We start from the raw sequence: 12,795 nt of genomic DNA, 5'->3' as shown, positions 1-12,795 counted from the left end.
GACGGACTCCCGCATGATCGGCGTCGATGATGGCGTGCCGGCCCCGCTCGGCGCGCATTTCGACGGGCGCGGGGTCAATTTCGCCCTGTTCTCCGAGCACGCGACGGCGGTCGATCTCTGCCTGTTCGAGCCGGGCGAGCGCCACGAGACACACCGGATCCGGCTGCCGGCTCGCACCGACGATATCTGGCACGGGTATCTGCGCGGCGTGCTGCCGGGCCAGCTCTACGGCTACCGGGTGCACGGGCCCTGGGCGCCGGAGCGCGGCCACCGCTTCAACGCCTCGAAGCTCGTGCTCGACCCCTACGCCCGGGAGATCGCGGGGCGCATTCGCTGGCACGACGCGCTCTACGGCCACCGGCGCCTCGTCGGCCGCGACGACCGCATCGACCGGCGCGACAGCGCGGCCTACATGCCGAAGGCGGTCGTCACCGCGCCCGAGGTGCCCGACCTCGCCCTGAGACCGGTGCGCCGGCCGCTCCACGAGACGGTGATCTACGAGGCGCATGTCCGGGGTCTGACCATGACCCACCCGGCGATCCCCGAGGCCGAGCGCGGCACCTACGAGGCGCTGGCGCACCCCGCGATCATCGAGCATCTGTGGAAGCTCGGCATCACGGCCCTCGAACTGCTGCCGATCCAGGCATTCGCCGACGACCGCTTCCTCGTCGAGAAGGGCCTAGTGAACTACTGGGGCTACTCGCCGCTCGGCTATTTCGCGCCCGATCCCCGCTTCCTCGGGCATGGCGGGACCGGCGGGCTCAAAGCGGCGATCCGAGAACTGAATGCCGCCGGGATCGAGGTCTTCCTCGACGTCGTCTACAACCACACCTGCGAGGCGGGACAGGACGGCCCGACGCTATCGTTCCGGGGCATCGACAACGCGAGCTACTACAAGCACGACCCGGCCCAGCCGCAGCGCGGGATCGATTGCACCGGCTGCGGCAACACCCTCGACGTCGCCCATCCGCGGGTGATGCAGCTGGTGATGGATTCGCTGCGCCACTGGGTGACCGCCTACGGCATCGCGGGCTTCCGCTTCGATCTGGCCTCGTCGCTCGGCCGCGCGCCGATGGACTTCTCGCCCAAGGCCGCCTTCTTCCAGGCAGTCGCGCAGGACCCGGTGCTGGCCGGCGTGAAGATGATCGCCGAGCCCTGGGATATCGGGGCGGGCGGCTATCAGCTCGGCGGCTATCCGCGCGGCTGGAGCGAGTGGAACGACCAGTTCCGCGACGCTGCGCGCGGCTTCTGGCGCGGCGACCGCGGCACCCTGCCGAAGCTGACGCAGGGCCTCTCCGGCTCGCGCGAGGTCTTCGCGCCGTCCGGCCGCTCGCCGCTCGCCAGCATCAACTTCGCGGCGAGCCACGACGGCTACACGCTGGCCGACGTCGTGGCCTACGAGGAGAAGCACAACGAGGCCAACGGCGAGGGTAACCGGGATGGCCACGGCCACAACGTCTCGCGCAACTACGGCGTCGAGGGCGACACGGACAATTTCGAGATCCTGACGGTGCGGGCGCGCCAGAAGCGCAACCTGCTCGCCACCGTGATGCTGGCTCAGGGCGTGCCGATGCTGCTGATGGGCGACGAGCGCTCGCGCAGCCAGGGCGGCAACAACAACGCCTACTGCCAGGACAACGCGGTGAGCTGGATGGACTGGACCTCCGATCCGGATCCGACGCTGGCGACCTTCGTGGCCAACCTCCTGCGCCTGCGCCGCGAGGAGCCTGGGTTGCGCCGCCGCCGCTTCTTCGACGGAGTCGCGATCGACCCGGAGGAGCCCCTGCGCGACGTGCACTGGCTTGCGCCCGACGGCACCGAGATGGACGGCGACGATTGGGGCGACGACGGCCGGCAGGCCTTCGGCATGCAGATCGGCAACGATGGAGACGCGGGCCAGCGCCTGCTCATCCTGTTCAACGCGGCGGAAGCGCCTTGCCCGTTCCGCCTCGCGCCGGGCGTCGGCGGTCCCTGGCGCGTGGTGTTCGATACGACGCGCGAGACCGGCTCCGTGCTGTTCGGCCCCTCGGCGCTCGCGGAGGGCGGCAGCCTGAATCTGCCGGCCCGCTCGCTGCTCGTGCTCGCCGCGCGCACGGACGAGGCGGCCTGAGGCGTCTCGCGGGCCTGCCCGGAACGGCCCCGCATCGCCGTTCGGGCCCGAACTTTGAGGTTCGCCGATGTTCCAGCCGGATCCGCGGGAATCCGCCCCGTGACACCGTTGCCGGGCTGACCCGCCGCCTTAGTTGCAGCGCGGGAACAAGATGCTCCGCCCCGCCTTCTGATGAGGAAGCGGAGCCGGAAAACGCCCGCACGCTCCCGAGACGTCCATCGACGCGTCGCCGGCCGACGCCGCTGGGCGTGCCAGGACACGGTTTGACGGCCCGCCCGCTCCCCGGCGATCGGCCTTCGCGACGAGGATCAGGCCCGATGCGGCGCGCCCACAGCATGGATTTCGGTGCCGAGTTCGTCGACGGGGGCGTGCGCTTCGCGCTCTGGGCGCCCACAGCGCAGGACGTCACCCTGGTCGTCGACGGGCAGGACCATGCGCTGCCCGCTGCCGAGCACGGCTGGCGCCGAGCCGTGGTGCCGGGCGTCAAGGCCGGCGCCCGCTACGGCTTCCGCATCGACGGCGACCTCGTGGTGCCCGACCCCGCCTCGCGCTTCCAGCCGGAGGACGTCTCCGGCCCGAGCGAGGTGATCGACCCGAACGCCTTCGGGTGGACGGACGAGACCTGGACAGGCCGCCCCTTCGAGGAGGCGGTGATCTACGAGACCCATGTGGGCACCGCGACGCCCGAGGGCACCTATGCGGGGCTGGCGGGTAAGCTCGAATATCTCCGCGATCTCGGCGTCACCGCGATCGAGCTGCTGCCGCTCGCCGACTTCAAGGGTACGCGCAACTGGGGCTACGACGGCGTGCTGCCCTACGCGCCCGATTCCGCTTACGGCCGGCCCGACGACCTGAAGCGCCTGATCGACCGGGCGCACGCGCTGGGGCTGATGGTCTATATCGACGCCGTCTACAATCACTTCGGCCCGGCCGGAAACTATCTCCACGCCTACGCCAAGACCTTCTTCACCGAGCGGCACCAGACGCCCTGGGGCGCGGGGATCAATTTCGACGGCAAGGAGAGCGGCCACACGGTGCGTCAGTACTTCATCCAGAACGCGCTCTACTGGCTGGAGGAGTACCATTTCGACGGCATCCGCTTCGATGCCGTGCACGCGATCCTGGACGATTCCGAGAAGCACTTCCTGGCCGAGCTCGGCGAGACGGTCCGCCAGAAATTCCCGGCTCGCCAGATCCACCTGATGCTCGAGAACGAGGCGAACCAGGCCAAGTGGCTGAAACGCGATGCGGGCGGCAAGCCGAAGCAGCACGACGCGCAGTGGGCGGACGACCTGCACCATTGCTGGCACGTGCTGCTCACGGGTGAGGATGCCGGCTACTACGAGAGCTTCGCGGACAAGCCGGTCGAGCGCCTCGCCCGCTGCCTGTCGGAGGGCTTCGCCTATCAGGGCGAACCCTTCCGGACCCTCGACAACCACCCGCGCGGCGAGCCCTCGGCCCACCTGCCGCCCTCCGCCTTCGTTACCTTTCTGCAGAACCACGATCAGGTCGGCAACCGGGCGCTCGGCGAGCGGCTGAGCCACCTCTCCGACCCAAGGAAGCTCGACCTCGCCCGCGGCGGATTCCTGCTGGCGCCCCAGATCCCGATGCTCTGGATGGGCGAGGAGTGGTCGGCCTCGACGCCGTTCCTGTTCTTCGTCGATTTCGCGCCGGACGAGGAGCTGAACAAGGCCGTGCGCGAGGGCCGGCGGCGCGAGTTCAAGAGCTTCGCGGCCTTCGCCGACGACACCTCGAAGATCCCAGACCCAACCGAGAAGAAGACCTTCGACGATTCGAAGCTCGACTGGTCCGAGTTGGAGCGCGCCCCGCACAAGGACGTGCTCGCCGAGACCCGGCGCCTGCTTAAGATCCGCCGCGACGTCGTCGTACCGCTCGCCAAGTCCGGCTATCGCGGCGCCAACGCGACGCTCCCGCGTCCGGACGTGGTGGACTGCACCTGGCGCTTCGACGCCGGGACGCTGCGCTTCGTCGCCAACGTGGGCGACGCGGAGTTCAAGCCCGATGACCTCTCCGGCGAGGTGATCTGGACCAATGCGCCCGATGGTCGGGGTGCGAGCCTGGCCGGCTGGACCGGCGTTTTCGTGACGGAAAAGAACTCGTGAGCGGCACCCTCGAACGTCTCGCCGACCTCGTCGGCGTCGCCGGCGGCTACACGGACGCCTTCGGCAAACCCGTCGAGACGTCGCTGGAGGTCCGCAAGGGTCTGCTCGCCGCCCTCGGCTTCCGGGTCGGCTCGGAGGACGAGGCCGCCGAATCGCTCCGCGCGGTCGAGGCCCTGCGCCGCGGCCTGATCCCGCCGCTGCTGCCCGTCGAGGCCCGCCGCCACGCCCGCGTGCCGGTGCGCGCCGAGTCCGGCACCCTGGCCTGGCGCGTCGAGGACGAGCGCGGCAACGCCCGCGAGGGCCGGGCCGCAATCTCCGGCAGCGAGGCGGGCTTCGAGTTGCCGCCGCTGACGCCGGGCTACCACCACCTCACCGCGACGCTCGGCGACCGGAAGGCCGAGGCTTGGGTGATCGCGGCGCCGCAGCGCTGCTGGCGCCCGCGCGCCTACGCCGACGAGGGCGCGGCGGATTGGGGCCTCGCGGCCCAACTCTACGGCCTGCGCTCGGCCGACAATATCGGCATCGGCACCTACGCGGATGCGGGGCAGGCGGCGCACGATGCCGGCCTGCGCGGCGCCTCCTTCCTGGGGCTCAGCCCGGTCCACGCCCTGTTCGGCGCCGACCGCACAAAGATCTCGCCCTACTCGCCCTCGTCGCGCCTCTTCCTCGAGACGCTGTTCATCGCTCCCGAGGCGCTGCCGGGTTTCGCCGGCTCGCGGGCCGAGGCGCTGCTGCGTGAGAGCGGTCGTGCGGTCGAGGCGCTGCGTGCCGCATCGCTCGTCGATCACCAGGGCGTCTGGGACGTGCTGGCGCCCGTGCTGGACGCCCTGTGGCAGGATTCGCCCGCCCGAAGCGGCGAGGATCCCGCCTTCCAGACCTTCCGCCAGGAGGGCGGCGAGGATCTCCAGTCCCACGCCGTGTTCGAGGCGCTGTCGGCGCATTTCAAGCAGAAGGGCGCGCACTGGCTCGGGGACTGGCCGGAGGCGTATCGCCGCGCCGGGACGGAGGCCGTGCGCGCCTTCGAGGCCGAGCACGCCGAGGCCGTGAGCTTCCACGCCTGGCTCCAGTACCTCGCCGACATCCAGCTCGCGGCCGCCTCGACGCGCGCCCACGAGGCCGGCATGCGCATCGGCCTCTACCGCGACCTCGCGGTCGGCGCCGACCGCGGCGGCTCCGAGATCTGGTCGCATCCCGAGCGCTTCGCCAACGGCGTCTCGATCGGCGCGCCGCCGGACCTCCTCGCCCCGAAGGGCCAGGATTGGGGCCTGCCGGCCTTCGACCCGCTGGAGATGGAGCGCGACGGCCTCGCGGCCTTCCGGGCGCTCGTTCAGGCCAACATGCGCCATGCCGGCGCGATCCGCATCGACCACGCCTTCCAGCTCGCGCGGCTCTTCCTGATTCCCCTCGGCGGCTCGGCCCATGACGGCGCCTACGTGGCGATGCCGTTCGAGCCGATGCTGGCCGTGCTGCGGTTGGAGAGCCACCGCAATAAGTGCATCGTGATCGCCGAGGACCTCGGCACCGCGCCCGAAGGCTTCTCCGACGCGCTGATGCGCACCGGCATCCTGAGCTACCGCATCCTCGCCTTCGAGCGCGAGGGCGACGGCCGCTTCAAGGCGCCAGGCGCCTACCCGCGCGACGCGCTCACCGCCATCACCACCCACGACCTGCCGACCTTCGTCGGCTGGTGGCGCGGGGTCGATACCGATACGCGCCAAGCCCTCGGCCTCTACGATCAGGAGCGGGCCGAGGCCGAACGGGCTGAGCGCGTCACCGAGCGCCGCCGCCTCACCGAAGCCTTGGCGGGCGAGCAGCTCCTGCCGAGCTGGGATCCGCCGGAGGCCGCACCCTTCGAGGCCGCCGCGCGCTACCTCGCCCGCGCGCCCTCGATCCTCACGGCCGTCCAGTACGAGGACGTGATCTCGGAACTCTCCCAGGCCAACGTGCCGGGCTCGACCGAGGGCTACCCGAACTGGCGGCGCAAGCTCGACCGCGACCTCACCGCCATCGCCGAGCCCGGCGGCCCGCTGGCCAAGCTCGCGGCCTCCCTTTCGGCCGAGGAGCGCGGGCCGCATTCGGGCGCGGCGCGCCTCAACGCGCCGCCGCCGCGAGCGACTTACCGGCTGCAGTTCCACAAGGACTTCACCTTCGCGGACGCGGAGAGGATCGTCCCGTATCTGGCCAAGCTCGGCATCAGCCACGTCTACGCCTCGCCGCTCCAGAAGGCGCGGCCCGGCTCGACCCACGGCTACGACATCGTCGACCACGGCGCGATCAACTCGGAGCTCGGCGGCGAAGAGGGCTTCGTCCGGCTCTCCGACCGGCTGCGGGAGCACGGCCTGAAGCTCCTGCTCGACATCGTGCCGAACCACATGGGCGTCGGCGGAGCCGATAACCCCTGGTGGCTCTCGGTCCTCGAATGGGGTCCGCTGTCCCCGTTCGCGCACGCCTTCGACATCGACTGGGAGCGGATGGGGGCGAACCGCAACCTCGTCATCCCGTTCCTGGGCGACCGCTACGGCGAGGCCCTGGAGAAGGGCACGCTGGAGCTGAAGTTCGACCCGCAGGCCGGCGCCTTCAGCGTCTGGCACTACGAGCACCAGTTCCCGATCCGGCCGCTGAACTACCCGACCATCCTCAACCGGGTGCTGGCCGCCCTCGGCGAAGTCGGCGACGACGCATCGGCCGAGCTGATGGCGATCTCCGAGCGCCTGCGCACCATGGGCGAGGAGACCAACCCCGAGCGCCGCCGCGCCTTCCCGGAGGAGGCCGAGGGGCTGAAGCAGCGGCTCGCCGCCGTCTACGCCGCGGCGCCCGCGATCCGCGAGGCGATGGAGCGGGGCCTGAAGCTCCTCAACGGCTTCAAGGGCCACCCGGACAGCTTCGGCCCGCTCCACCGTCTGCTGGAGAGCCAGGCCTACCGCCTCGCCCACTGGCGCATCGCGTCGAGCGACATCAACTATCGCCGCTTCTTCGACGTGAACTCGCTGGCGGGCCTCAGGGTGGAGAAGACCGACATCTTCCACCGCTCGCACGAGACCGTGTTCCGCCACGTGCGCGACGGCCGCATCGACGGCCTGCGCATCGACCACATCGACGGGCTCGCCGATCCGCTGGGCTACGCCCGCGCACTCCAGGCCGCGGTGGGGCCGGGCTTCTACGTGGTGGTCGAGAAGATCCTGGAGCCCGGCGAGAAGCTGCGGCCCTGGCCGGTGGCCGGCACCACCGGCTACGACGTGCTGAACCAGCTCGACGGCATCCTGGTCGACAAGGAGAAGCGGGCCAAGGTCCGCCGGATCTACGAGTGGGCCTCCGGGATGGACGAGCCCTACGGCTTCCAGCTCCGCGCCGCGAAGGCCGAGATCCTCGAGATCAGCTTCGCGAGCGAGCTGGAGGTGCTGACCGCCGACCTGAAGGAGGTGGCCGACGCCGACCGGCGCACCCGCGACTTCTCGGTCAACGCCATCCGCCGGGCGCTGATCGAGATCATCGCGCGCTTCCCCACCTACCGCAGCTACCTGCCGCCGGAGTTGGAGGATGCAGAGATCGAGGTCGAGGACGTGCGGCTGATCGAGGGCGCGGTCGCCAAGGCCAAGCGCTGGTCGGGCCTGCCGGACCGCTCGGTGCACGACTTCGCGCAGGACGTGCTGCTCGGGCGCGTCGAGACTGCGGGGCCGGGCCGTCCGGACCCGCGCACCGTGCTGCGCTTCCGCCGCCGCTTCCAGCAGCTCACCGGCCCGGTCATGGCCAAGAGCCTGGAGGACACGCTGTTCTACCGCTACGCAATGCTGCTCGGCCTCAACGAGGTCGGGGGCGATCCGGGCGAGTACGGCATCGACGCGGAGCATTTCCACGCGCTCCAGGCGGCGCGCGCCCGCGACTGGCCGAACGCCATGATCACCACGGCGACGCACGACACCAAGCGCGGCGAGGACGCCCGCACGCGCCTGCTCGCGCTCTCCGAGATGCCGGACGCCTGGGCCCGCGCCTGGGATCTCTGGCGCTCGACCGCCGGCCCGCACCTCGCCACGATCGACGACGAGCCCGCGCCCGACGCGAACGACCAGTGGATGTTCTTCCAGGCGATCCTCGGCGCCTGGCCGCTCGAACTCCTCGAGACGGACGACCCGGCCGCGATCGAGGATTTCCGCGACCGCCTGATCGCCTACGGCGAGAAGGCGATGCGCGAGGGCAAGCGCCGTTCGAGCTGGGTCAACGTGGACGAGGCTTACGAGGGCGCGGTCAAGCGCCTGTTCGAGGCGATCGTCGCGCCGGGCTCGGACTTCCTGCGGGAGCTGCGCCCCTTCGCGCAGCGCCTCGCGCATCTCGGCATGCTGGCGGGCCTCGGCCGCACCGTCCTCAAGGCGACCCTGCCGGGCCTGCCCGACACCTATCAGGGCACGGAGTTCTGGGACTTCTCCTTCGTGGATCCCGACAACCGCCGCCCGGTCGACTACCCGGCTCTGGAGCGGTCGCTGGAGGAGGGACGCCCCGCGGCCGAGCTGATCGGCACGTGGTGGGACGGGCGGGTAAAGCAGGCGGTGCTAGCCAAGCTCCTGGCGGAGCGCGCCGAGCGGCCGGGCTTCTACGCCGATGCCGATTACCGGGCTCTCCCGGCCGAGGGGGCGCAGGCGGCCCACGTCCTCGCCTTCCAGCGGGCGGATGGCGCGGGCGGCGACGACGACCTCGTCGTGGCCGTGCCGCGGCTGGTCTCCAAGCTCGTGCCCGAGGGGCAGGTCTGGTCCGGCGAGGGCTTCGCCGGCACCGCGCTCGACCTCGGTGCGGGCACGCGCTGGCGCGACCTCGTCACCGGCGAGACCCGTGCGGGTGGCCGCACCGACTGCGCCGAGCTGTTCCGGCACCTGCCCTTCGCGGTGCTGCGACGGCAGGACTAACGTGAAGGCACTGACATGAAGGCCGCTTAAGCAGAGCGGCCCCGGAGCCTGCGAACGGCACATGCATTCGCGGGCGGCACGCCCGGAGCGGGCCGGACGCTCGGGCGTTACCCCACACGCGAGACGACGAAGAGGCCCGCATGAACGCACCGACCACCGCGACGAGGGCTGCCCCGGCGACCGGCGTCGAGGCCCTGCCGGCCGCCTTCGCGCCGCGGGCCGAGGGGCCGCGGATCTACAACCTGTTCCCGCTGCTGGTTGGCCGCGTCTCCGACTGGACGCGCGAGCTGCCGCGCATCGCGGATCTCGGCTTCGACTGGGTCTACCTCAACCCGTTCCATCAGACCGGTGGCTCGGGCAGCCTCTACGCGGTGGCCGACCCCGATCGGCTGGACGAGCGCTTCCGCGACCTGGACGGCCGCTCGGACGACGACCAGATCCGCGATTTCTGCGCGGCGGCCGAGGCCTCCGGCCTCAAGGTGATGACCGACCTCGTCATCAACCACACGGCCAACGACGGGACGCTCGCCCGCGAGCGGCCCGACCTCTTCCTGAAGGACGCGGACGGGACCATCGCGAGCCCCTTCGCGGTCGATCCGGACGATCCGACCAAGCGCACGGTCTGGGGGGATCTGGCCGAGCTCGACTACCACGCCGAGCACGCCCGGCACGAGCTGACCCGGATCTGGGGTGCCTACGTCGCCAAGCTCCAGGGCTTCGGCGTGCGCGGCTTCCGGTGCGACGCCGCCTACATGGTCCCGGCCGAGACGTGGCGCGCGCTGATCGGCGAGGCGAAGCGGCGCGATCCCGAGTGCCTGTTCGCCGCCGAGACGCTCGGCTGCACCTTCGAGCAGGCTCGCGAGACGGCCGGCGCAGGGTTCGACTACCTGTTCAACTCCTTCGCGTGGTGGGACCTGAAGAAGGGCTGGGCGCTGGAGCAGTACGAGCGCCTGCGGGTGCTCGCACCCTCCATCGCCTTCCCGGAGAACCACGACATGGGCCGCCTCGCGGCCGAGGTGGTGGGCGGCGCGGCCGAGATCGCCGCGCATCTGAGCGCCCGCTACGCGCTCGCCGCCTTCTTCTCGGCAGGCGTCCTGATGCCGGTGGGCTACGAGTGGGGCTACCGCCGCCGCCTGCACGTGGTCGAGACGACGCCGTCCTCGCGCGAGCACGACACCGGCATCGACATCTCGGCCTCGGTCGCGGCGATCAACCGGCTGCGCGCCGAGATCCCGGCCGCCAACGTCGAGGGCGCGCAACAGCGCATCTCGGCGCCCGATTCCGACCTTGTGGCGCTCGCCCGCTACGACACCGGCCACCACGCCTCGGCGCACAACGCCGTGATCGTGCTCTACAACCCGACCGAGCGCCCGCTGCCCGTCGATGCCGGCACGCTGATCGCCCGCACCGGCGGCATGCTCGGGCCCTGGACCGACCGCACGCCGGAGGCCGAGCCGATCGCCTTCCACCCGGGCAGCGCGATCGACCTCGCACCGGGGGAACTCCGCATCATCACGGCGGACGCCGCCAAGGTCGCGCGCTTGGCCCTGCACGACCGGCCGGAGGGCAGGGGCCGCGTCGTCATCGAGGCGGTGACGCCGGAACTCGACGGCGGCCGCTCGGCCGTCAAGCGCGTCGTCGGCGAGTCGCTCCACGTCGAGGCCGACATCTTCTCGGACGGCCACGAGATCATCGACGCGGCCGTGCTCTCCCGCGTCGCCGGCACCGAGACGTGGCGGCGCGACCCGATGGTCTTCATCGACAACGACCGCTGGGGCGGCAGCGTCCCGCTGGAGAAGAACGCCCGCTACGAGGTCACGATCGAGGCGTGGCGCGACGGATTCTCGTCCTGGATGCGCGACACCCTGAAGAAGCGCGACGCGGGCGTCGACGTGCGCCTGGAGACGATCGAGGGCGTGGCCCTGGTCCAGACCGCGGCCGATCTCGCCACGGGTCGCGACAAGGACCGGCTCGCCGCGCTCGTCGCGGCGCTCGGCGCCGAGGCGAGCGGTTCCGCCGCCCAGCTCGACCGCATCCTCCAGCCCGATTCGGTGAAGCTGGTGCGGGCGCATGCCGAGCGGGTCAACCTCTCGCGCTACCCCGTCGTGCTGCCAGTGATCGTGGATCGCCTCGCGGCCCGGTTCTCCGCCTGGTACGAGATCTTCCCGCGCTCGCAGTCGATGGACGTCAACCGCCACGGCACCTTCCAGGACGTGATCCGGCGGCTGCCCGAGATCCGCGAGCTCGGCTTCGACGTGCTCTACTTCACGCCGATCCACCCGGTCGGCCGCACCAATCGCAAGGGCAAGAACAACACCCTGAAGGCCCTGCCGGGCGATGTCGGCTCGGTCTACGCGGTCGGCGCGGAGGAGGGCGGCCACGAGGCCGTGCATCCGGATCTCGGCACGCTGGAGGATTTCGAGCAGCTGGTGGCGGCGAGCCACGCCTACGGCATGGAGATCGCGCTCGACTTCGCGATCCAGTGCTCGCCCGACCATCCCTGGATCAAGAACCACCCGGAATGGTTCGAGTGGCGGCCCGACGGCACGCTCAAGTTCGCCGAGAACCCGCCGAAGAAGTACGAGGACATCTCGAACGTCCACTTCTACGGCGGCGCGCTGCCCTCGCTCTGGATCGAGCTGCGCGACATCCTGCTCGGCTGGTGCGCGCGCGGCGTGCGCATCTTCCGGGTCGATAACCCGCACACCAAGCCGATCCCGTTCTGGGAATGGGTGATCGCCGAGGTCAACGGCCAGTATCCGGACGCGATCTTCCTCGCAGAGGCCTTCACCCGGCCGAAGATGATGAAGAAGCTCGCCAAGGCCGGCTACCAGCAGAGCTACACCTACTTCACGTGGCGCAACACGAAGGCGGAGCTGACCGAGTACGCTCTCGAACTCGCCGGCGAGATGGGTGAGTACTACCGCCCGAACTTCTTCGCGAACACGCCCGACATCAACCCGTACTACCTCCAGACCAGCGGCCGGCCGGGCTTCGTCGTCCGCGCGACGCTCGCCGCCACGCTCTCCTCGGTCTACGGCATCTACAACGGTTTCGAGATGTGCGAGGCCGCGCCCTATCCCGGCAAGGAGGAGTACCTGAACTCGGAGAAGTACGAGCTGAAGGCCTGGGATTATCACCGGCCCGGCAACATCCGCGAGCACATCATCAAGCTCAACCAGATCCGGCGCGATAACCCGGCACTCTGGGATTTTCGCAACGTGCACTTCTGCGGCGCCTTCAACGACGAGATCATCGCCTACGCCAAGATGACGCCCGAGCGCGACAACTGCGTCTTCGTGATGGTCAACCTCGATCCGAAAAACCGCCAGGAATGCACCTACGAGGTGCCGCTCTGGCTGTTCGGCCTGCCGGACGACGGCGCGGTCGAGGTCGAGGACCTGCTCCAGGGCTACACCTTCGAGCTGCGCGGCAAATCCCACCGCATCGCCCTCGATCCGGCCGAGCGCTCCTGCGTGATCTGGCGCCTGCGCGTGCCGCGCCGCCTTGCCGGATGAGCTCCCGCGTGCGACCAGACACCCGATTTGGCGCGGTCCGCCGCGCTGTTGCCGCGATGATGCGGTGGAGCCGCATCTCGCCCGTTCACGCACCGACACCCGTCGGGCGGGACCGGTCCCGACCCGCACCGACGCATGAGGCAGCGACG

General features: G+C 70.6%; 4 protein-coding genes. All 4 read left to right on the top strand.

The annotated features are described in order from the left end of the window. Positions 1 to 13: 13 nt before the first annotated feature. The 4 genes from glgX to DK427_RS25330 all read left to right on the top strand — a co-directional run bounded on the left by glgX (position 14) and on the right by DK427_RS25330 (position 12,646). Positions 14 to 2,110, top strand: a complete 2,097-nt coding sequence (glgX, locus tag DK427_RS25345) for a glycogen debranching protein GlgX (RefSeq protein ID WP_109953800.1) — start codon at positions 14 to 16, stop codon at positions 2,108 to 2,110. Positions 2,111 to 2,427: 317 nt separating this feature from the next. Continuing rightward, positions 2,428 to 4,233, top strand: coding sequence for a malto-oligosyltrehalose trehalohydrolase (gene treZ, locus DK427_RS25340; protein ID WP_109953799.1), 1,806 nt, complete (start codon positions 2,428 to 2,430; stop codon positions 4,231 to 4,233). Next, the gene (locus DK427_RS25335) at positions 4,230 to 9,128 is read left to right on the top strand and encodes a malto-oligosyltrehalose synthase (RefSeq protein WP_109953798.1); all 4,899 of its coding nucleotides are present in this window, start codon (positions 4,230 to 4,232) and stop codon (positions 9,126 to 9,128) included. The genes treZ and DK427_RS25335 overlap by 4 nt, the downstream gene beginning before the upstream one ends. 140 nt (positions 9,129 to 9,268) lie before the next feature. After that, positions 9,269 to 12,646: a maltotransferase domain-containing protein gene (locus DK427_RS25330; protein ID WP_109953797.1), complete on the top strand. Its 3,378-nt coding sequence runs from the start codon at positions 9,269 to 9,271 to the stop codon at positions 12,644 to 12,646. The last annotated feature ends 149 nt before the right edge of the window (positions 12,647 to 12,795 follow it).

The sequence above is a fragment of the Methylobacterium radiodurans genome (genome assembly GCF_003173735.1).
GTDB lineage: Bacteria > Pseudomonadota > Alphaproteobacteria > Rhizobiales > Beijerinckiaceae > Methylobacterium > Methylobacterium radiodurans.
This window is presented reverse-complemented; position numbering and strand designations above follow the sequence as displayed.